Source organism: Hahella sp. NBU794 (genome assembly GCF_050749805.1).
Classification (GTDB): Bacteria; Pseudomonadota; Gammaproteobacteria; order Pseudomonadales; family Oleiphilaceae; genus Hahella.
This window is the reverse complement of sequence record NZ_CP192738.1, coordinates 2,400,893-2,422,111: the sequence shown is the minus strand read 5'-3', so window position 1 is coordinate 2,422,111 and position 21,219 is coordinate 2,400,893. Positions and strand designations below refer to the sequence as shown.

The following is a 21,219-nucleotide window of genomic DNA, read 5'->3' as shown; positions in this document are numbered from 1 at the left end:
ACTTGTTGCAATTCATCAATTTATTGCCGACTCCGAAAAAACTGCGGCTGGCAAAATCACCCTCTCTTTCTAGACTTAAAGCACTGGATGTTTCCGTAACCATCGGCAAAAGGAATTATCGCTTTGTTGATAACCAAAATAACTCGCCGCCTGTTAATGGTTTTGCTGATGATCTGGGGCCTGCCCGCCTACGCCCAGGATTCTGTTAAGAGTAGCTCAATCACTGCGACCTTGAAGTCGTTGAACGCCGCAGCGGATTATGAGCAGGCTTATCGACTGGGGTCCGCGCAAGTGGAGAACATGGAAGGCGATCCGGAGTTCGATTTCTATTTCGGCATGTCCGCCCTGCAGAGCGGCCACTATCCGGAAGCGCAATTTATGTTCGAAAGGCTCACTGCCACATACCCGGACAATGATCGCTTCCGCCTGGAGTATGCGAGAACGCTATTTAATCTGCAGCAGTATGAAGCTGCGCGGGAGCAGTTTCTCATCGTTCTGGCCAGAGAGCCGCCGACCGCCGTCAAAGACAATATCGCCCGCTTTCTCGCCGCGTTGGACGAACGCGAATATGAAAGCCAGCGGCGCTGGCGCGGCTATATCGGACTGGGCGGCGGTTACGACAGTAACATCAATAACGCCACCGACGAACGCTTCGTCGGTCTGTTTGAGCTACCTGATTCCGCTCAGGAAACGGAAAGCGCATACGCCGCGCTGCGCACCAATTTCGCTTACGAACACCCGGTTTCACAATTAAACGCCGCCAAACTGGAGTTCGACAGCCAGCACAAGCACAACTTTGAAAACAGCGATTTTGACCTCGACTCCGCCCGCCTCAGCGCTTCCTGGAAATACAGTCGCGCCCGTCGGGAATTGGAGGCCGGGGCCTCTTATCAACATGTGCTGCTGGACGCCGAAGATTACCAGCGCAATACGGGCACGTTCATGCAGTGGCGAGAGCAATGGAATGCGCATTTGCTGACGTTTTTTTACGCGGGCGTATTCGTCAAAGACTCTTTCGCCAACCCGCTGCTGAATAACTATCAGCCGCTGACAGGTCTGTCTTTGCTTATTCCTCGCGCCAGACTCCTGCACACCCTCAGTGTCTTCGCCGGAACGGAGAACCCACGGGAGCAGGACGCAGCTTCTCTCGCCAAAGACTTCTACAGTCTGGGCTATCGGCTTAGCTACAAGCTTTCCCCGACTATAACGCCGTATTTGGGATACTCAGGCTTTTTCGCTGATTACAAAGCGGAAAACCCGGTCTTCGGGGAAGTGCGCGACGATAAATCTTCCCAATTCAACGCCGGCGGCGAATGGAAGCTCAATCATGAGCTAAGCGCGCTCGCCGAGCTGTCCTACACGGACAACCAAAGCAATCTGGACTTATATGACTACACCCGATGGCGCGGAGAATTCCGCGTTCGTTGGCGGTTTTAAGGAGGTTCCCTTATGCGAGAACTCATGCTCAACGCGTTGGCCGCCATACTGATGACCTACGGCATGCTGGCGCCTATAGCCGCCGCTGCGCCATTGGAGGCGGGAAAAGTGATTATGTCCCGCGGCGTCGCCACAGCGACAGGAGATAATGGCGAAGAACGTTCCCTGAACCGGCGCGCCGCTATCTATGTGGGAGATACGCTCACCACCGGGGCCGACTCCATGCTGCAACTAAGGTTTACCGACAAGGCTCTGATGACGCTGCGGGAAAACACCCGCTTCACCATTGAAGAATATTCTCCAGGAGACGAGGGTAAAGGCGGAGCCGCCATCATGCAGCTGCTGGAAGGCGGATTCCGCACCATTACAGGCTCCATCGGCAAAGGCGACAGTGACGCCTACAAAGTCTCCACCCACGCAGCCAGCATCGGTATCCGCGGCACGCACTACGAGGCTCTGGAGAGCAGTGGGCAAAAGCTGCTGCTGGCGGTCTGGCAAGGAGGCGTTCGGGTAGAGAACGCAGCTGGAGCCCTGGACCTGGGAGAGGATGTCGCCTTCCGCTTCTCCGCCATCACGCCCGGACAGGCCCCTGAAGGGCTCCTGCAAGCGCCGCCGGAAATGCAGCAAGGCCTGCCCATCCCGAAAGCGGAAGCACGGCGCTCGCGCTCACAAGGAGCGACCGCCGACGACGCCAACTCCGCAGAGGAGCCGGATAAAGAGAGCGAGAGCACATCCGCTTCCTCAGGCCAGACAGCGGCGACTGGCGCAGTCAAAACATCACCGGATGGTTTCACCGACGACACAACCGCCAGCGCCAATAACAGCGACGCGGAGCTGATCTCCGCGACGACGATTGCCGAGTCCAATCCCGTTAACCTTGTCAGTGATCCGGAAACCACCAACTTCACCGACACCAATCCTGACTTGAGCGGCGGACTGACGCCAGCCCCCTCTGGCGACAACTCCGGCCCCGCCATTCAGGACCCGCGCCTGACCGTCGCCGAGTATGAGCAGTTCATCAATGACCGCATATTCGGCGCCGCCGTGGTGACCGGGGCTGGCGCAGAGATTCTCGCCACCATCATCGCCCCCCAGACGATCACGCCTTTCGATTACACCAGCGCGGGGCCGGTGACGTTCAATATCGAATATTCCTTCAGTAGCTCCGGCGGCACGCCGCCGATTAATACCGTCACGGTCATGCTGCAAGACAACATTACCGATCTGGCCGGCCTCATCGCGGATATTGACGACGACCTGTCCCTCTCCGGCGCGCCCATCGGCGTGCGCGAATCCATGCAGAATCCTGGCAAACTGGAGTTCTACACCACCACTGGAGACGTCACCTTACTGTTTGGTCTGGTGACCTATGACCCCATCTCCTCCACCGCATCCAGTACGGATATCGCCGGCACCCTGGGCGGCATCATGGAGGGCACTTACGGCTACGGCAGCATCGACGGCTCCCAGTCCGCCAACCTGAAAATGGTGTTCGACGCTAACGGCGAGCCGGTTTTCATGCTGCCGGATGTGGATGAGCCCGGCTCCGGCAGCCCCCCCTCCACCGTGATGTTTTTCGACCCGGATAACTTCCCGGAACCTTACACGGTGGTGCGACGGGGCGACGCCATTCTGGATAAATTCGATCCCAGTGTGGGCGGTCGCAGCAACATCAGCTGGGGACTCTGGAAGTCATCCGCCAGCGCTGGCGTGAACATATATGACGACGTAGCCAACCCCGACGTTTTCAGATCCGAGGAGCGCTCCATCTACTGGCTGTCAGCGGAAGCCGCCAACACCGCCGACCTGACGGGAACCGCTAATTTCGCTACTACTGGCGACTTCATCGGCAGCGGCTCAGACGGAGCGGTCACCGCAGTCAATGGCTCCTTTCAAGTAGATTTCGATAGCGGCGTCATCAGCAATGGCCTGCTGGACATCAGCACCGCCAGCCAAAACTGGAGCAGCCAGCTGTCAGGCTCCTATCAGGACGCCCAAGCCTATTTGAACGTACTGAACGGGGATATCAGCGGCTCGGTCAATTGCAGCGGCTGCGTCACCGGCAATCTCAACGGCATTTTCGCAGCGCCGGGAGACGCCTTCGCCGGCTCTTTCGACTTGCAGCAATTCGACGACCCAGACGTTCATGTGGAAGGCCTTTTGCTTATGGAACAACAATAGTCCGTCTCTGTGGGGGAACTAACACCATGCGTTTCATCAATAGCACAACGGACAGGCTGCAGGCCCTGGGCGCAAACGTCACCCAGAGCAGCGCCAAGCTGTACGACGCCATCAAGATGCTGTGCGATAGCGTTAAATTCGACTACATCGACGACCTGTATCGGGAATTCGATGGCGACTATTTATACTTCGTCGAGTCAGGCGAGCTGGAAGCGGTGACGGATGACCGCCCGATTTATCATTTCGAGACCGGAGACCTGATCGGCATTCAGGTGCTGTCAGGCTTCCCTGAGCCGGTCATTCGCTCGGACGGCCCCGCCACCCTGGCCCAGATAAGCAAGAAGCGTTTTCGCGACGCCGCCGCGGGCTCGGCGCACTTCAAAGAATATCTCATGCAGATCTCGGCTTTTTTCGCCGAAGCCTGCTGCCACGGTCTCGACACTCAGAATGAAACTCACACTTCCTTCAAGTCGTTCAAACAGGGAGAAGTGATCATACGTGAGGGCGATACCGCCGATGAAGTGTTTGACCTGATCAGCGGCGAGGCGTCGGTGTACGTAAAGGATCAATTGGTCGGCAAAGTTGGCCCCAATGAGATTTTCGGCGCCATGGCGGCATTGACCAAAACCCCCCGCACCGCCACGGTCATCGCCGACCGCCCTTGCACCGTCATGTCCGCCCCCATGGACGAGTTTATTTTTCTGATTCGCAATCAGCCGCGCACCTGTCTGGCGCTAATGGAAAATATGGCCAAGCAGATATTGGAGCTGAACAATAAGCTGGTGGATGTCATGCAAAAATCCTGAGTCGCCGATGGCAAGAGCGCACGGGATGGTTATCAATCCTTGGCTCGGGTCTCCCTCTCTTCGGGTTCGTTGGCGGCTTCAGTAATCAGTTGACGCAGCCAGCGGTGGTCTGAATTGTTCTGCAGCAACGGGCTCCACGCCATTTTCAGCTCGATCGGCGGAATGGGAAAAGGCGGCTCTTTAACCACGACGCCCGGGCTGTCCAGGGTCAACAACGCGGCGCGACTCGGCAAGGTGGCGATCAGGTCATGCTGCTGCGCGAGCAACATCGCCACCTGATAGTGGCGGGTAAACACGCTGATCTTCCGCTTTCGCCCTAACCGGGTCAGCGCCTCATCCACCCATCCCAAACGCTGCACATCCTTGGGGTTAACGCCCACCCCCACGCCAAAACCGGTTTTACTGACCCAGATATGATTGGCGTTGAGATAATTCTCCAGAGTGAAATCGAACACCAACGGGTTATGCACGCTCAACAGGCAGGAAAAGCTGTCCTCCCAAATGGTTTTCTGGTGAAAAGACTGAGGCATTTTGTCAAAGCGGTTGATCGCCATATCCACTCTGCCCTGCTCCACATCGAGAAAGGTGACGTCGCTGGGGGTCAGCACGTCCAGGATGATATTCGGCGCCACTCTGCGCAAACGGCGTAACAAAGCGGGGATCAGGGTACTTTCCGCATAGTCGCTGGCCATAATGCGAAAGACGCGGCGGCTGGTCGACGGCGAAAATACTTCCTTCGGCTGCACCACCATATCTATATCGGACAATATCGACCGCACCATCGGCTGCAACTCCAGCGCGCGGGCCGTCGCCGTCATGCCCTCACTGGTGCGCACCAGCAATGGATCGCCGAACATATCCCGCAGACGACGCAGACCATTACTCATGGCCGGCTGGGTGATTCCCAAGTGATTCGCCGCCTTGGTGACGCTTTTTTCCCGTAGCAAAACATCAAGAAAAACCAATAAATTCAGATCGATACGGCTTACATTCATTTCACGAATACCGAAAATAAAAACTATAAATTTAAGAAATTATGACTAAAGTCGTACACTTTGTCTCGTACAAAAATTCGACTAAACCAAAAGAGGGTCGTTGAGCGATGACAACTGGAAATTACAATCGCGCTGAAGAAATAGCAGCCATCGAGAAGGACTGGGCGGAAAACCCACGTTGGAAAGGCGTAAGACGCACCTACTCTGCTGAAGACGTAGTGCGCCTGCGTGGTTCCCTGAAAATCGAAAACACTATCGCCAAGCGCGGCGCTGAGAAGCTGTGGAAGCTGATCAATGAAGGCGCCAAACCCGCTTTTCGTCCTGAGAAGGACTTCGTCAACGCCATGGGCGCTCTGACCGGCGGTCAGGCTGTACAGCAGGTTAAAGCCGGCATCCAGGCTATCTACCTGTCAGGCTGGCAGGTTGCTGCGGACAACAACTCTTACATGTCCATGTTCCCGGATCAGTCTCTGTACCCGGTGGACTCTGTTCCAGCAGTCGTTAAGCGCATCAACAACTCTTTCCGTCGCGCTGACCAGATTCAGTGGAAAAAAGGCCTGAACCCAGGCGACGAAGGCTACATCGATTACTTCGCTCCGATCGTTGCTGACGCGGAAGCCGGTTTCGGCGGCGTATTGAACGCTTACGAACTGATGCGCGCCATGATCGAAGCAGGCGCTTCCGGCGTTCACTTCGAAGACCAGTTGGCTTCCGTTAAGAAGTGTGGCCACATGGGCGGAAAAGTTCTGGTTCCGACTCAAGAAGCTGTACAGAAACTGATCGCAGCCCGTCTGGCCGCTGACGTTTCCGGCACATCCACCATCGTTCTGGCGCGTACTGACGCCAACGCGGCGGACCTGCTGACTTCCGACTGCGACGACTACGACAAGCCGTTCGTCACTGGCGACCGTACTTCTGAAGGTTTCTACCGCGTTAAAGCCGGTATCGACCAAGCCATCGCTCGCGGTCTGGCTTACGCGCCATACGCCGACCTGCTGTGGTGTGAAACTGCGACGCCGGATCTGGCTGAAGCCCGGAAGTTCGCGGAAGCGATCAAGAAGGAATATCCAGACCAACTGTTGTCCTACAACTGCTCTCCTTCCTTCAACTGGAAGAAGAACCTGGACGACGCCACCATCGCCAAGTTCCAGCGCGAACTGTCAGCCATGGGCTACAAGTTCCAGTTCATCACTTTGGCGGGCATCCACAACATGTGGTACAACATGTTCGACTTGGCGTACAAGTACGCTCGCAACGACATGTCCGCATACGTGGAACTGCAGGAAACCGAATTTGCTGCTGCGGAACGGGGTTACACCTTCGTTGCTCACCAGCAAGAAGTCGGCACCGGCTACTTCGACGACATGACCACCGTTATTCAAGGCGGCCAGTCTTCAGTAACCGCACTGACCGGCTCAACTGAAGAAGATCAGTTCCACTAAGAACCGATTTTCACGCTAAGTCCCCGAAAAAAGGCGGCCGCAAGGTCGCCTTTTTTTGTTAGATTGAGCGTCAGCTACGCCAATCGAGCCGTCTTATTGATGAAAAGCAAACTTCGCAAAATTTCGGTGAGTGAACTCACTTTCATCTACGTCATTTCGCATGAGAGATGCTTGAAAGAAGAGACCGGATATCTGCGACTCACAATCTGGCTTTCTTATAACAAAAGTCAGAAGCTGATCGTCATCATGCGCTTTGATGATCCCTGGCTCAACTTCGGCCCCGTGATCGCATGCCCTCCAGAAAAAGCGGCGGAGTTATTTGAGTTGAGACCAATCACTCCCGGCGAAGTCAGAACAGTAATCGAGTCAGCGCTGGAAAGGGGATGGCCAGCATCCGCCAAGTCACACGAAACGCTGTTCGAATGGAACAGAGACTCGCAAACACTACTCCCCTACAGCGCCGGTTAATCATCCGTTTTCCGAAGCGACTGAAGCCCTGAACGCCTGACGCAACCCTGGCAGTTACCGGAGTAACGAGAAGCACCCGCCTTGACGTCACGTACTGATCAATAAACGGTCTATACTAACTTTCAATAGAAGACAAAAAAGCGGCTTCCGATTGCTGTGCGGAAGCAAGTGGTTAGTGGATCAAAGCCCTGGGAGCCCTTTATGGACGGGTTAGACAATTTGTCTCGATCAAACTCCAGCCCCTCTACTACCCCCATCACTGAATGCATTCTTATCGGACTCACTGACTGCATTCCCTGCGAAAAATCCAGATCACGTGGGCACTCATTTCCGCAACAAAAAGTTGAAGTTTCACTCCGCCAGTACAGTTTATCCGCCCAAAGCGAATAGGGAGGTTTTATGGAAGAGCGCGTCTTTGATCATGTCCTGATCATCATGTTTGAGAACGAGTACCGGGGTTACGTGCAGGAAAACGAATACATGCGTAATCTGGCCGCTCAGGGAATTGAGCTGACCAACAGCTTCGGCGTCATGCATCCCTCCCAGACCAACTACATTACCTCCATTGCGGGAGAACTCTGCAATGTCAGCGATGACGACCAGCCCCAGCCTCTCCCGCAAAAGACGATTGTGGATCTTATCGAGGCCTCTCCGCTGAATTTGCGCTGGAAAGCCTATATGGACAGCTACGTCCCTGACGATACGCCCTGGGTTCCTGAAAACTTCAAGCCTCGCGACCACTATCCCTATGTGATCAAACACAATCCGTTTTCGTCCTTCCAGAACATCCTGGACAATCAGGAGCGCTGGAAAAAAATAGACAACGAAGCTGGATTCTGGCGCGACCTGCTCAATAACGACTTTCCTGAATATGCGTGGTTCACGCCCAATATGTGGAACGACGGCCATTACCTGGTGGGCACCCTCAATGACAGCTTAAATGGCGAGCGCGCACCGGTATTAGTCGACCAGCAGGCGAGATGGTTGCAATCCTTCTTCTCCGGTCTGAACTTTCCCGGTCCCAACAGTAAACTGCCGCCGAAAACCCTGGTGATGGTCACCTACGACGAAGCCGACTTCGAAGCCTTTTACGACAAAGGCAAAAAGTACACCTACGATGGTCCCAATCAAATCTATACCGTTCTTCTCGGGGACATGATCAAGCCCGGCAAACAGGCGGAAGGCTATAACCATTACAGCCTGCTTAAAACCATCGAAAAGAACTTCAACCTGGGCGATCTGCAGAAAAACGACAGGGACGCCAATTGGTTTCAGTTCCTGTGGGGCAAATCCTTCCAATGGCTGCCTCCACGGGAAACGCCCCTTGGCGGCAAGCAGAACCTGAGCGCCGCCGCCTACCAGGATGAACTCTATGTGGTCAGCGCGGACATAGATGGAACGCTGAAGTACTCCGTGTTTGACGGTCATAGATGGTCGCCGGAAGTCACTGTCGCCGAGGATGGCGACGGTTATCTGCATTTGGCATCCAATGCGGACGGGCTCGCGCTGGCCTATCGGGATTCAAATAAGAGATTGATCATCAAGCACTATGATCTTGAAAACGGCTGGCGACTGGCGGAAACGCCCGATACCGGAGAAGTCGAAGAAATTGCTCTGACCAGCATCCCGCACCAGTCAGGATTTATGCTGGTCTACCGCGATAATACGACTCAGCAATTGCACAGCCTGACCTTCAACAATGGAGCCTGGCAGGGTCCTTCCCCCGCGATTTGCACCCACAGCGAAGGCCCTTTCACACTCACAGCCCTCGGGCCCACCATTTTGTTGATCTATAAAATTGTGAAAACCGGACAGTTAGCCTGCATGAGCTACAACACCGGGGAATTCAATAAAGTGACAGTGGAGAACAGCAAATACGCCGGCCCCTATGACGACACCACCGTGAATCAATGGTCCGCCAGCGCCTTCTCCCTGAATCACTTCAGCGAAGCGCCCAATCCAGTGACGCCGAACGAAGATGAACCGGTGGCGGAAGGCGTCGGCGCATCAGGAGAATTAGCCGCCGCAACCTTGAATGGCGTCGTTTATCTGGCGCATAACCGACGCTCCGATGGACCGGCTAACGGACAACTGTTATTCGAAACTTTCTCCATCAGCGGCACGCTGACGCCTGCAAACCCGGTTTCCTATAACCCGGCCGAAAACGACACCACCAGCAATGGATACGGCACCCTGGCTGAGGCGGGCTGGAGCGGCTCCAGCGCGGTATCCGGCGTATTCCGCAACTCGGATACGCCTCTCGCCATAGCGACGCTTAAAGACACTCTCTGGGTCTTCTATCAGCCACTGACCGATGCGCATATCTGGGCATGTCCGGGCGCTTACCTTAGAAAAAGAGAGTAGCAACTCTCACCTAAAGGGGGATCTATGCACCAGGTTTAAGGCGTTCAGCAAACTCGCCGATACCACCAAGACTCTTATTACTGAGAGACCAACGCTCAGGCTCATTATATTCAAACTGAATATTCATCTTATAGTGTGGGCGAGTAATATGAATCAAACATTGATGCCATGATTTTTCTTCTAACTTTTCCATCTCAGCACGTAAAGCTCGAATTTTTCTCATAGTATCGGATTCTGGAAGCGCTGCTTCATACCCGCCTTTATAGTAATAGATATAACCAGTCATAGACGTATCTCCATATGCAAAGTCGCCCACTACAGAAAGCCCCCACCATAAATCATTTTGATAATCTTCACAGCGTAATATCAGCTCTCCAATTTCCATCACCAGCTCGTCACATGCGCGGTTTTTCACTTTCTGCTCCAGGGTTGCGAATCAGTTGCATATTCTTGAGGACTCACTGCACTCAACCACTGCCCAAACCACCATTACTGATTTCTAAACCAGCATCAATTACATCACTCGCAGCACAGAAGCCAAGCAAGCGCCCTCCTCTTTTTTGTATAATAGATAGGATATGAGTGACTTATAACTACCTGATCACCCTATACCGAAGCACAGCAAAACAAGCAGTCTGGCCACTAAGGAAGTAATTTCAAAAGCACACCATGCTGAAGGCCTCAATGATCCCCAGGTCAGCTTCTCATCATTTCTCATGTCCTATTCAGGGGAAACTCTCGGGGCATTTGAACTTATATCTTTCGCTCTCGCAGATATACAAGAGTCATTGAATTTCGACAGTGAAGAACTGTTCTCCTATTCGCATAACTGAAAGCTATTGTGCTTGCAATACACGGATAAAAGCACTCTTTCACCAATCAATTACGTGTACAGAACCAAACACATATGCTCGACCATAAGGCGACCTATATAACGACTCTGGATAATCTAATTTCCGCCCATGAATGTATTGACTGGATTCAATACATTGACGATCAAAACCCCAAAGCCGCCCCTCTTCACACACATACACGAGATATTTCATGAAGGCTGCGAGGTCAAAGCTGGAATCAAATACGTGCTGCGAACAGATGTAATGTATCGCCGGACGGATTAGTTTTTTCTGGACGGGAAATACAGGAGAAGGGAAAGCAGGCCTCCCCTTCCTCCTGCCATGCTGTCAGGAGAAAAGGGAAGCTGAAGCGCTTTCAGTTCAGGAAAGCTTACTTGCGGATTACTTCCGCTTTCTCGTGATCCGCCGCTTTAACCGGGGAGTGTTTCTTCAGATAACTCATCAACACTTCCGCGTCGACAAACCCACTGTTCACGTAGCCCGGATGAGTGTCGATTTTCGGATAGCCATCACCGCCGGAAGCGATGTAGCTGTTGATAGCCATACGATAAGTCTGCTTCGGATTGATAGGCTTGCCGTTTACCTTGGCGGACTTCAGTTTGCCGCCAACTACTTCCAGCTGCACACCGGCGAACTGGGCGAACGCGCCGCTATCTACCGGCTTCTCCGCCACAATGCGCAGGTAGTCCAGCAGCTCTTTGCCGCTCAGGTCTACGGAACTCACCATGTTGGCGAAAGGCTGCACCATCAGCACTTCTTTGTAAGTGATTGGGCCTGCGTCAATGCTGTCGCGTACGCCACCGGAGTTCATCACCGCCAGATCCGCTTTCACCTTTTCCATTTGCGCCGCCGCAATCAGGTGGCCCAGGTTAGTCGGTTTGAAACGCACCACTTTGCGGTCGCCTTCCAAACGCTTGTCAACATCGCCCACGACCTGATTCAGCTGCTCCTGACCTTTGTCCTGGTAGGGTTGCAGGAAGGCCAGCACTTTCTGATCCGGTTTGATTTCTTCGCTCACGAATACGCGCTCGTCTTCACCCTGCGCGTTTTTAACCTTCTTCTTCAGGTTAACCGGAATCAACTGATATTTAACCAGTTTCAATTCGCCATTGCGGTATTCCAGATCCGCACGCCCCACGTATTTGCCCCACTCATGGGCCTGCATGATCAGCGTGCCGTTCTGCACATCCGGCATACAGGGATCGCCCGGCTTGTAGGACTCATTCCGCTGGTTCTCGCCAGTCATACAAACAGGGTCCTGGGAGTGGCCGCCAACGATCACGTCGATGCCGGAAACGGTTCTGGCCAAAGTAACGTCGCCCGGAGCGTTAATGCCGTAATTAGCGTCAACGTAGTGACCCATATGGGTCGCCGCGATAACGACGTCCGCCTTTTTCTTCAACTCAGGCAGTACTTTCGCCGCTTCGTCAGAAGGCTTGGTGAACTGAACCGCGTCAATAAATTCAGGGTTGCCCAGCTTCTTGGTGTCTTCCGTCGTCAGACCCATTACGCCAATGCGCAGACCATCGACGTTGAAGATTTTATAGGGTTCGAACAGGCGCTTGCCGTTGGAGTCGTAGATATTCGCCGCCAGGAATGGGAAGTTCGCCCACTGTTCCTGCATACGCAAAATGTCGATCGGGTTGTCAAACTCATGGTTGCCGATCGCCATGGCGTCGTAACCGACCATGTTCATCCCTTTGAAATCCGGCTCAGCGTCCTGCAAATCGGACTCAGGAACGCCAGTGTTGATATCGCCGCCGGACAGCAGCAGCACATGACCGCCTTCCGCCGTCACCTCCTGACGAATCTCATCCACCAGAGACTTACGCGCCGCCAGGCCGTACTCGCCGTATTTGTTGGGCCAGAAGCGGCCGTGATGATCATTGGTGTGCAGGAGGGTAATATGGTACGTCTTGTCTTTCTGCGGACCCGTTTGCATCGGGGCGCAGGCGACGACCGTCAATGAACAGGCCGCCAGAATGGCCAGGCCCAGTTTGCGTTGCTTTGCTACCATGTGTTTTTCCTTTCTGTTTTTATATCTGGGCCCGTTGTCCTTTGGGAACAGCGCCGATTTTGAAACATATTTCATTACTCACAGTGAAGACTCCGGCGAGCTGGCTACGCCGCCGAATCGCGTCTCCGGCAATGAGAAAGGGAAAATAGCCAAAAAGGGGTGGCGAAAGCAATCGCCAACAGACCCAAGCCCTAAGCTGAGTTATTCTTAAACGCCCGTGGCCGCTTAGTAACGTTCACTTCGCAAAAGGCCCTTGGAGTACAAGGGCCTTTTATCATGAGAAGTTCGTTACCGTCATTATTCTATTTATCAGTTCAGCGCACTTTGTGCTGGATGATCGTATCCAGGAACAAAGAACGTACTTTCTCCACCTCCAGGTCCATACAGACCTTGGCGGCGGGACGGTCTTCCCAATGCTTGAGCAGATAGGTGTAGCCCTTACGATTAATCGTCAATTGCCCTGCTCCAACCCCTTCACTAATAACCCGCACAGGTCCGCTGATGCAGGTAAACAGTTCCGGAGCCACCACATAAGCCACCGCGGCGGCGTCGTGCATACAGCAGCCCGCTTCGTCATGGTCGGACGCTGCGCCGGTATTCGAGTAGTAATTCACATAAAAACGGCTGGTTTCCCACAGCAATTTACCAGTTTCACCGGCGTTGTCGCGCAGTTGCGCCAGATTGCTGTCCGTAAGAATGATTTTATGCGTTACATCCAGGCCAACGATAACCGCCGGCCAGTCCGCGCCCAACACCACGTCTGCGGCATGAGGGTCAGACAGGAAGTTCGCTTCGGCGATAGGCGATACGTTGCCTGGCTCGTCTACCGCGCCGCCCATAATCACCAGAGAACGCAACTTGCTGGGCAGGTCCGGGTCTAGCTTGAGCGCCAGCGCCAGGTTGGTCAGTGGTCCAATCGCCACGACAGTCAGCTCGCCATTCAGGCGATTGGCCTGCTCAACGATAAACTCCGCTGCGCTTTGCGCCACGGCTTGTCCTTGAGGAGCGTCATAATCCATGTTGCCCAGACCGTCCGCGCCGTGAACAAAGTCAGGGTGCGGCAGCGGCGACTGTACCAGAGGGTACTTGGCGCCTTGCGCCACTGGCAGATTCGGAACGCCAAAATGCTCCGCCAAAGCCAGCGCGTTGCGGGTGGCGCGAGCAACCGGCACATTGCCGAAAACAGTGGTCAGGCCCACCAGTTCAATCTCAGGATGCGCCAGGGCAAAGGCGATCGCCATCGCATCATCTACGCCGGGATCCGTATCGATAATAATTGGGTACATAAATCAATCCACCTCCTGGGCGGTTGGAATACTGGGAGAAGCGCCGGGGCGGGTGACCGCAATGCCGGCCGCTTTAACCGCCCTGGCCAGAGCGGCGGAATGTTCATAACCGGAAATAAGCGAAGCCAGGAAATAACCGACAAAGGTGTCGCCGGCGCCCGTGGTGTCCACAGGCGTCACTTTATCCGCCGGACGGGTGACAATCTCGCCGCCGTGCATGACCAAAGCGCCTTCGCCACCCAGTGTCACCACAACCGTAGTGTTCGGGTATTTGCTCGCCAAGGCTTGCAATGCGGCGTCCGCATCTGCGGTTTCCGCCAGGTCGCAGGCTTCCATCGCGTTGAGAATCAACAGATCAACCTGCTGCAAAGGCAGCGTCTTGACGTCTTCCGTCATCGGCGCAGGATTGAACGCAATTTTCACCTTACGCTCCGCTGCGGCGGCGATCGCCCATTCCACGCCATTACATTCGTTTTGCATGAGCAGCCAGTCGCCTTCGTCCAGAGCGGACACAGCGGAGACCACCTCTTCTTGAGAAAAGCTGCGGTTGGCGCCGCCAAACAACACGATGGCGTTTTCACCCGCGTCATCCACCTGAATGATGGCGTGACCGCTGGGCTCAGCGATTTGTGAGACGGTGGCGACATCCACGCCGCTTTCGCGCATCAGGTCCACCGCCCAAGTATCCGCCGCGGACACTCGCCCCAAATGGGCGGTTTGAACGCCCGCGCGCGCCAAGGCGATGGCTTGATTAGCGCCTTTGCCGCCCAACACTGTCGTCAACGAGTCGCTGGCCAGTGTTTCCCCCGGGCGCACGAAGTGAGGCACCCGGTAGACATAATCAATATTAATAGAACCGAAATTCAGAACTTTCATAGTCTTCCTTAGGTCGTCGCCAAGGCCAAATGGTCAGAGCCCTGGCGACGCAGATATGTCTTTATCAGTGTTTGACCTAACGTTCTTTCACATAAGGCAAGCCGATCGCCTTGGGCGCCACCGCTTTGCCAAAGAAGCCCGCCAGCAGAACTACCGTCAGGATGTATGGCAACGCCTCAATCAACTGAATCGGCGCCTTGCCCAACCCTGGAATTTCCACGCCCTGCAAGCGCACGGCGACAGCGTCGAGGAATCCGAACAGCAGACAGGCGCCCAGAACAGGCAGAGGACGCCACTTACCAAAAATCAGCGCCGCCAGCGCGATAAAGCCCTGCCCGGCCGTCATATCCCGTACGAACTGCGCATTCTGAGCGGAGGAGATATAGGCGCCGGCGAAACCGCACAAAATACCTGCGCACAGTAATGCGGCGTAGCGCATGCGATGTACGGAAATCCCTGCGGTATCCACTGCTTTCGGGTTCTCGCCAACGGCTCTCAAACGCAAGCCGAAACGCGTGCGGAACAACAGCCACCAGGAGAACGGCACAACCAAAAAGGCCAAGTAAACAAAGATATTGTGGCCGCTGAGCATTTCAGAATAGATACCGCCGATTACCGGCACATCTCTCATCATCTCCGCGCCCGGGAACTCAATAATGGAAAAGCGAGCGGCGTCAGTCAGCTGCGGGGTTTGTCCGCCCTGCTTGAACCAGCTCAGACCCAGCGTCATCGTCAGGCCCGCAGCCAGAATGTTGATAGCCACGCCGCTGACGACCTGATTACCACGAAACGTGACACAGGCGACGCCATGCAACATCGCCAGAGACACGGAAACCATAATGGCCGCGCCCAGACCCAGCCATGCGGAATTGGTCAGGTAAGCGACCGCCGCCGCAGTGAACGCAGCCGCCAGCATTTTACCTTCCAGGCTGATGTCCACCACGCCGGAACGCTCGGAAAACATGCCTGCGAAGGCGGCGAAAATCAGAGGCGTGGACACGCGCATGGTGGCGTCCAAAGTGAGAATCAAGGTATCGATCATGCCGTTTTCTCCTTGAACATATTGGCGATCAAGGGCTTATACAAAAACTCCAAGGCGCCACAGAACAAAATAACCAGACCCTGCATGACCACGACGATGTCCCGGTTCACGTTGGACATTTCAAAAGCCAGCTCAGCTCCACCCTGATACAACGCGCCGAACAACAGCGCCGCCAGCACGATGCCGATGGGATGATTGCGCCCCATCAGAGCGACCGCAATGCCTGCAAACCCATATCCATAATGGAAATCCAGTAACAGACGATGCTGCACGCCATTGATTTCATTAACGCCGACGAAGCCCGCCAAGGCGCCGGAGATCGCCATGGCCAACAACATCACCCGCGCAGGTTTGATACCCGCGTAGACCGCCGCCTGCTGGTTGCTGCCGACGGTGCGAATCTCGTAGCCCCACTTGGTTTTCCAGATAAATACCCAGGCCCCAAATGCGCACAGCAAAGCCAGGAACAGAGAAATGTTCAATGGAGAGCGTTCAAACTCAATGCCAATCGCCGCGAACAAGTCATGCATAAAAGGCAGCCAGGCGGTTTCCGCCAGAGCGCGACTTTGCGGCGCCATCTGTCCCGGTTCACGCAGAACGTTCACCATGAGATAAACCATCAGCGATGACGCCAGGAAGTTGAACATGATCGTGGTGATAACGATGTGGCTGCCGCGATAGGCCTGCAGCCAGCCAGGGATAAACGCCCAAGCGGCCCCGAACAGCGCAGCGGCCAGAGTGCTCAGCAACAGCAACACCGGCCCGGGCACGGAAGCGTCCAACGCCAGACACAGCAGACCGACGCCCAGGCCGCCAATGTAGGCCTGACCTTCGCCGCCGATATTGAAAAGGCCGACGTGGAAAGCGATCGCCACCGCCAGACCAGTAAAGATGAAGTTAGTGGTGTAATACAGCGTAAACCCAATGCCTTCCTGGTAGCCAAAGGCGCCGTACAACAGAATTTCAGCCGCTTCCAGCGGGTTAACGTCGATCAGCCAGAACACCACGGCGGATATCAGCAATGCGGTAACGACGTTCAACAGCGGCAACAATCCGACATTGACCCAAGTGGGCAAATTACGATCCAGACCTTTCATTATTCTTTCTCTTCGCTGGCGTTGATATCCCGGGACGACGACATCATCAGCCCCAGCGTACATTCATCCGCCTCCGAGGCGGCTAACTCTCCAGTGACGCGGCCGTCGCACATGACGATGATGCGGTCGCTCAGAGAAAGAATCTCATCCAGCTCAACGGATACCAACAGAATGGCGCCGCCGCGGTTGCGCATATCCAACAGACGCTGATGGATAAACTCAATCGCGCCGATGTCCACGCCGCGCGTTGGCTGGCCTACCAGCAACACTTTAGGCGTCTGATCGAGTTCACGGGCGAGAATGAGTTTCTGCTGGTTGCCGCCGGAGAAGTTGGCGCATTTAAGGTTGGGGTCCTGGGGACGTACGTCGAAATCGGCCATCAATTCCGCGCAGTGTTTACCAACAGTGGAGCTACTTAGTACGCCCTTACTATTCCAGGCGGAGCTGCGATGATAGCCCAGAATCGCGTTTTCACTGGCGCTGAAGGAGGTCACCAGGCCAACCCGATGACGGTCCTCCGGCACGTGGGCCACGCCGGCTTTGCGCATCTCAGAGGGGCAGACTTTATGGTCAGCGGAAATTAACAGGTCGCCGTAGCGAATTTCCCCGGATTCCGGCGAGACCATACCCGCCAGCGCTTCCATCAGCTCGGTCTGCCCGTTGCCGGACACCCCTGCGATACCGACTATTTCGCCAGCCGCGACTTCAAAGGAAACCCCTTTCACCCGCTCAATGCCTTGGGCGTCGCGCACTTTCAGGTTGGAGACGGTGAGCGCTTTGGAGCCGGCATCCGTCGCAGGCTTCTCTAATTGCAGCACCACCTTGCGCCCGACCATCAGCTCAGCGAGCTCTTCAGGGTTGGTGTCCGCAGTGCGGCGATGGGCCACCATCTTGCCTTGGCGCATAACGGACACATTGTCCGTCACGTGCATGATTTCTTTCAGTTTGTGTGTGATCAAAAGGACGGTCACGCCCTGCTCTTTCAGAGATAACAGTATCTTGAACAGGTCGTCTGTTTCCTGCGGCGTCAGTACGCCGGTGGGCTCGTCCAGGATCAGAATTTTTGCGCCTTTGTACAGCGCCTTCAGGATTTCCACCCGCTGCTGTACGCCGACCGGCAGCTCGCCAACCAGGGCGTCAGGGTCAACTTTAAGGTTGTACTCCCGGGACAGTTTACTCAAAGCCTCGCGCGCCTGCGCCTGGCCCTTGCTCAGCAACATGCTGCCTTCGCAACCCAGAGTAATGTTCTCCAGCACAGTGAAGGTATCCACCAACATGAAGTGCTGATGCACCATGCCGATGCCGACGTCGATGGCGTCCTGAGAATCGTGGATTTTTGCTTCCTTGCCGAAAACTTTGATGGAACCGCTGTCCGCCTGATAAAAGCCGTAGAGTATGCTCATCAGGGTCGACTTACCTGCGCCGTTTTCACCAATGACGCCGTGTATAGTTCCCTGTTCGACGGAAAGGCTAACGTCCGAATTAGCCAATACAGCGCCGAACCGCTTGCTGATACTCTCAAGCTGCAATGCGTTACTAGTCATGGAAATGGGAAATCCCGAATTGGTTTATCGGTTGTTAGTTTACTCGGAAATCCGCCGGGCTTAAGCACCCGCGCAGGGTTTTTTCTCATTTTTCTGACCAAGTAGTCAAGATAAATGACAGACCCGGGCAAGAAAAAACTTGTCCCGGGGCGTCTAAAAACCCGGCTTCGGGCCCTTCACGCCCGGCGATATTTCTTTCGTGGCGGCGCTTACAACGCCGTCGTTAAATTCACAACCCGCTTAGTATTTGCAGCTGTTGTCAGACATGTAGTCGTGCACTTTGATCTTGCCGGAAATGATATCCGCCTTGATCTGATTGACCTTCTCTTCCATTTCCTTGGTCACCAGCGAGCGGTTGTGTTCATCCAGCGCCCAATCAACGCCGTTTTCCGCCAACCCTAGGGCTTCAACGCCTGGCTCCCACTTGCCGTCTTTGGCCGCCATCCAGTTGCTGTACGCCGCTACGTCAACACGCTTGACCATGGAAGTCAGCATGGTGCCTGGATGCAGGTGGTTCTGGTTGCTGTCTACGCCGATAGCGTATTTGCCCACGTCTTTGGCCGCCTGGTATACGCCGCTGCCGCTGCTGCCAGCCGCTGCGAAGATAACGTCCGCGCCGCTGTCAAACTGGCTCTTGGCGAGTTCCGCCGCTTTGCCCGGGTTATTGAACGCCGCGCCGGTGGAGCCGATCATGTTAGTGAAAACTTCCGCTTTCGGATTTTCGTACTTGGCGCCCTGCTCGAAGCCGCAGCCAAACTTACGAATCAGAGGGATGTCCATACCGCCGATAAAACCGACTTTACCGGTTGCGGACTTCATCGCCGCCAATGCGCCGACCAAAAATGAACCTTCATGTTCTTTGAACACGATGGAGTGAACGTTAGGATTATCCACAACCATGTCGATCAAAGTGAACTGAACGTCTGGATATTTTGCGGAGACTGAAGACACCGCATTCGCCTGGCTGAAACCAACCGCTACAATCGGGCTGGAGCCGCGACGAGCTAACTTCTCGAGACCTTGCTCAACCTGAGCCTCATTAGTAGGCTCCACCTCTTTCACTTCAACGCCGGTGTCCTTTTTAAACTTCTCCGCTCCTCGAAAAACCGCCTCATTGAATGACTTGTCGAACTTGCCGGCTTTATCGTAAACAACGGCCGGTTTGAAGTCCGCGGCGATCGCCGGCTGAACCAAAGTTAACCCCATACAAGCAGCAATTATAGTTTTTTTCATATAATTATCCTTGGTAGATCTAGGACTGAACGATCTTTTTATCATTACAGTGCGGATGCTATTACAATTCTCCATCGACGCACAATGTTGACGCACGCCTGAATTAATTGATGGCAGAATAATTTTCACGTTATAAATACGAGTTCGCGCAAATTCCGGCAGCCCCTCATGCACACCCTAACCCTGATCCGTCACGCAAAATCCTCCTGGGAAAATTCACAACTGCCTGATTTGGAAAGGCCGCTGGGAAAACGGGGATTAAGGGACGCGCCCAGGATTGGCGGTTTGCTGAAGAATATGAAATTCTCCACCGATGTATGCCTGCTGAGTCCTTCACGCAGAACCCGGCAAACTCTGCAATTACTGGGCCAGGACAATCCCGCGCTATTAAAAGTAGCGCAGGAGGACGCCAAAATTTACGAGGCGGATTACACCACACTCCTGGCTCTGATCAAACAGCAAACGCAAGCCAATCTCACAATTATTGGACACAATCCCGGTTTTACAGACCTGCTAAACGCTATTTCCGACAGCCGCATCGCTAACCTCCCCACCTGCGGCGTCGCTCAAGTCCGCTTTGACATGGAACGCTGGTCCGACATATCGCAAACGCGGGGAATTTTGCAGCTTTTTGTAACGCCAAAGTCTCTATCGGCGTAGTTTCGCCAGGCAGCCGCCCTCTTCACCCAGACAGACATTTTTTTGCAGAAATCCGTAGACTTTCCCAGTTTCATCTATACTTTCCGTAAGTTCTAAATTTATATAGAAAATATACGACCCAGATGTCTGCAACGAATATTACCGCCTTAATAGGCGGCGTCATTATTTTGGTGTTGCTTCTGATTTACTTGGGACAGTGGCGCGAAAAGGCGAAGGACGCCCGGCAACGTCAGCTCAACGCTTTGCTCGACCGTTTGCGTCTGTTGAAAGCGCTGGCCACCGGATTGCCGCCCCAATACGCCGCCAAAGACATTCGTCTGCTGGTGGTGGCGCGCGCCCAGGAAACTATCAAGGAGCTCGCCAATCTCGGTCATCGGGGCGATCACGAAAGCCAGGCCGAAGAGTGGGAAGTCATAAAGGAGAATATAAATAGTCAGGCCGACTTCCCTCAGCTTGATCTGCAAAATCAGGCAGTGATGCAGGAAGTCCGCAAACTGCTCAAGGGGCTGTACAAGTTTATTGAGGTGCAGGTCAAAAAAGGCCGCATAGAAAAGAAAGCGGGCGTCAAACACCTCCTCAACACCCAATTCCTGATTGTCCGCTCACTGGCGGACTCCCACGTCAACAAGGCCAAACACGCCCTGGCCACCAACCGGCCACGCATCGCTATTCATCATTATCATGACGCTATCGAGGCTTTGGGCAAAATAGAGAAGAATCCCCTTGCGCAGAAAAGCATGCTTATTTATCGTCAACGCATCAAAGAGCTGGAAAAACTTGCCACTGAAGCGGCGCAGACCAAATCTGAAGCAGTTGCGGAAGGAAGCGACAGGCTGAGCGCGCAATTGGACAAGATGATGACAGAAGAAGAAAAGTGGAAGAAAAAGCAGTCTTATGATTAGAGCGGACGGGCCGGA

17 protein-coding genes are annotated in these 21,219 nt (G+C 54.4%); 8 read left to right on the top strand and 9 right to left on the bottom strand.

All coding sequences use genetic code 11. The annotated features are described in order from the left end of the window. Nucleotides 1–123: 123 nt before the first annotated feature. The 3 genes from ACQYWX_RS10830 to ACQYWX_RS10820 are packed head-to-tail and all read left to right on the top strand — an operon-like array spanning nucleotide 124 to nucleotide 4,424. Nucleotides 124–1,437, top strand: a complete 1,314-nt coding sequence (locus ACQYWX_RS10830) for a tetratricopeptide repeat protein (protein ID WP_431688758.1) — start codon at nucleotides 124–126, stop codon at nucleotides 1,435–1,437. Between the two features lie 12 nt (nucleotides 1,438–1,449). Then, nucleotides 1,450–3,618: a FecR family protein gene (locus ACQYWX_RS10825; protein WP_431688757.1), complete on the top strand. Its 2,169-nt coding sequence runs from the start codon at nucleotides 1,450–1,452 to the stop codon at nucleotides 3,616–3,618. A 26-nt stretch (nucleotides 3,619–3,644) separates the two neighbouring features. Continuing rightward, on the top strand, nucleotides 3,645–4,424 hold the full coding sequence (locus tag ACQYWX_RS10820; RefSeq protein WP_216735739.1) for a cyclic nucleotide-binding domain-containing protein: 780 nt from the start codon (nucleotides 3,645–3,647) through the stop codon (nucleotides 4,422–4,424). Nucleotides 4,425–4,456: 32 nt separating this feature from the next. On the opposite strand, the gene ACQYWX_RS10815 is transcribed toward ACQYWX_RS10820, so the two are convergent. After that, nucleotides 4,457–5,419, bottom strand: coding sequence for a LysR family transcriptional regulator (locus tag ACQYWX_RS10815; protein WP_127969711.1), 963 nt, complete (start codon nucleotides 5,417–5,419; stop codon nucleotides 4,457–4,459). Between the two features lie 107 nt (nucleotides 5,420–5,526). Between ACQYWX_RS10815 and aceA the strand changes: the two genes are divergently transcribed. The 3 genes from aceA (at nucleotide 5,527) to ACQYWX_RS10800 (ending at nucleotide 9,693) form a co-directional block, all read left to right on the top strand. After that, nucleotides 5,527–6,861, top strand: coding sequence for an isocitrate lyase (aceA, locus tag ACQYWX_RS10810; protein WP_011396215.1), 1,335 nt, complete (start codon nucleotides 5,527–5,529; stop codon nucleotides 6,859–6,861). Between the two features lie 99 nt (nucleotides 6,862–6,960). Continuing rightward, on the top strand, nucleotides 6,961–7,329 hold the full coding sequence (locus ACQYWX_RS10805; protein ID WP_431688756.1) for a hypothetical protein: 369 nt from the start codon (nucleotides 6,961–6,963) through the stop codon (nucleotides 7,327–7,329). 399 nt (nucleotides 7,330–7,728) lie between these two features. Continuing rightward, nucleotides 7,729–9,693 (top strand): alkaline phosphatase family protein, encoded by a 1,965-nt coding sequence (locus ACQYWX_RS10800; protein ID WP_431688755.1) that lies wholly within the window; start codon nucleotides 7,729–7,731, stop codon nucleotides 9,691–9,693. Between the two features lie 22 nt (nucleotides 9,694–9,715). Here the strand turns inward: ACQYWX_RS10800 and ACQYWX_RS10795 are convergent, their stop codons facing one another. From ACQYWX_RS10795 to ACQYWX_RS10760, 8 genes are all read right to left on the bottom strand, one after another. Continuing rightward, nucleotides 9,716–10,108: a hypothetical protein gene (locus ACQYWX_RS10795; RefSeq protein ID WP_431688754.1), complete on the bottom strand. Its 393-nt coding sequence runs from the start codon at nucleotides 10,106–10,108 to the stop codon at nucleotides 9,716–9,718. Nucleotides 10,109–10,917: 809 nt separating this feature from the next. Further along, complete coding sequence (gene ushA, locus ACQYWX_RS10790) at nucleotides 10,918–12,564, bottom strand: bifunctional UDP-sugar hydrolase/5'-nucleotidase UshA (protein ID WP_431688753.1); 1,647 nt, start codon at nucleotides 12,562–12,564, stop codon at nucleotides 10,918–10,920. Between the two features lie 314 nt (nucleotides 12,565–12,878). Continuing rightward, on the bottom strand, nucleotides 12,879–13,850 hold the full coding sequence (locus ACQYWX_RS10785; protein ID WP_431688752.1) for a nucleoside hydrolase: 972 nt from the start codon (nucleotides 13,848–13,850) through the stop codon (nucleotides 12,879–12,881). Nucleotides 13,851–13,853: 3 nt separating this feature from the next. Beyond that, entirely contained in the window at nucleotides 13,854–14,726 is an 873-nt protein-coding gene (locus tag ACQYWX_RS10780) for a ribokinase (protein WP_431688751.1), read from the bottom strand. Nucleotides 14,727–14,802: 76 nt separating this feature from the next. Then, complete coding sequence (locus tag ACQYWX_RS10775; protein WP_127969704.1) at nucleotides 14,803–15,768, bottom strand: ABC transporter permease; 966 nt, start codon at nucleotides 15,766–15,768, stop codon at nucleotides 14,803–14,805. Then, the gene (locus ACQYWX_RS10770; RefSeq protein ID WP_216735732.1) at nucleotides 15,765–16,865 is read right to left on the bottom strand and encodes an ABC transporter permease; all 1,101 of its coding nucleotides are present in this window, start codon (nucleotides 16,863–16,865) and stop codon (nucleotides 15,765–15,767) included. Before ACQYWX_RS10770 ends, ACQYWX_RS10775 begins: the two co-directional genes overlap by 4 nt. Further along, nucleotides 16,865–18,409, bottom strand: a complete 1,545-nt coding sequence (locus ACQYWX_RS10765; RefSeq protein WP_431688750.1) for an ABC transporter ATP-binding protein — start codon at nucleotides 18,407–18,409, stop codon at nucleotides 16,865–16,867. The genes ACQYWX_RS10770 and ACQYWX_RS10765 overlap by 1 nt, the downstream gene beginning before the upstream one ends. 240 nt (nucleotides 18,410–18,649) lie before the next feature. Continuing rightward, entirely contained in the window at nucleotides 18,650–19,642 is a 993-nt protein-coding gene (locus ACQYWX_RS10760) for a BMP family lipoprotein (RefSeq protein WP_216735730.1), read from the bottom strand. Between the two features lie 168 nt (nucleotides 19,643–19,810). On the opposite strand from ACQYWX_RS10760, the gene ACQYWX_RS10755 reads away from it, so the two are divergent. Together ACQYWX_RS10755 and ACQYWX_RS10750 are read left to right on the top strand one after the other, a co-directional pair. Next, nucleotides 19,811–20,302: a SixA phosphatase family protein gene (locus ACQYWX_RS10755; protein ID WP_216735729.1), complete on the top strand. Its 492-nt coding sequence runs from the start codon at nucleotides 19,811–19,813 to the stop codon at nucleotides 20,300–20,302. 122 nt (nucleotides 20,303–20,424) lie between these two features. Further along, nucleotides 20,425–21,204 carry a hypothetical protein gene (locus ACQYWX_RS10750; RefSeq protein WP_279502043.1) on the top strand — a complete coding sequence of 260 codons (780 nt, stop codon included), beginning with the start codon at nucleotides 20,425–20,427 and terminating at the stop codon, nucleotides 21,202–21,204. Nucleotides 21,205–21,219 lie beyond the last annotated feature (15 nt).

Coding starts and splice junctions, on each gene's coding strand:
- ACQYWX_RS10800 (WP_431688755.1), top strand. CDS start 7,729: ATGGAAGAGCGCGTCTTTGATCATGTCCTGATCATCATGTTTGAGAAC.
- aceA (WP_011396215.1), top strand. CDS start 5,527: ATGACAACTGGAAATTACAATCGCGCTGAAGAAATAGCAGCCATCGAG.
- ACQYWX_RS10775 (WP_127969704.1), bottom strand. CDS start 15,768: ATGATCGATACCTTGATTCTCACTTTGGACGCCACCATGCGCGTGTCC.
- ACQYWX_RS10820 (WP_216735739.1), top strand. CDS start 3,645: ATGCGTTTCATCAATAGCACAACGGACAGGCTGCAGGCCCTGGGCGCA.
- ACQYWX_RS10825 (WP_431688757.1), top strand. CDS start 1,450: ATGCGAGAACTCATGCTCAACGCGTTGGCCGCCATACTGATGACCTAC.
- ushA (WP_431688753.1), bottom strand. CDS start 12,564: ATGGTAGCAAAGCAACGCAAACTGGGCCTGGCCATTCTGGCGGCCTGT.
- ACQYWX_RS10785 (WP_431688752.1), bottom strand. CDS start 13,850: ATGTACCCAATTATTATCGATACGGATCCCGGCGTAGATGATGCGATG.
- ACQYWX_RS10765 (WP_431688750.1), bottom strand. CDS start 18,409: ATGACTAGTAACGCATTGCAGCTTGAGAGTATCAGCAAGCGGTTCGGC.
- ACQYWX_RS10755 (WP_216735729.1), top strand. CDS start 19,811: ATGCACACCCTAACCCTGATCCGTCACGCAAAATCCTCCTGGGAAAAT.
- ACQYWX_RS10750 (WP_279502043.1), top strand. CDS start 20,425: ATGTCTGCAACGAATATTACCGCCTTAATAGGCGGCGTCATTATTTTG.
- ACQYWX_RS10815 (WP_127969711.1), bottom strand. CDS start 5,419: ATGAATGTAAGCCGTATCGATCTGAATTTATTGGTTTTTCTTGATGTT.
- ACQYWX_RS10805 (WP_431688756.1), top strand. CDS start 6,961: ATGAAAAGCAAACTTCGCAAAATTTCGGTGAGTGAACTCACTTTCATC.
- ACQYWX_RS10770 (WP_216735732.1), bottom strand. CDS start 16,865: ATGAAAGGTCTGGATCGTAATTTGCCCACTTGGGTCAATGTCGGATTG.
- ACQYWX_RS10780 (WP_431688751.1), bottom strand. CDS start 14,726: ATGAAAGTTCTGAATTTCGGTTCTATTAATATTGATTATGTCTACCGG.
- ACQYWX_RS10760 (WP_216735730.1), bottom strand. CDS start 19,642: ATGAAAAAAACTATAATTGCTGCTTGTATGGGGTTAACTTTGGTTCAG.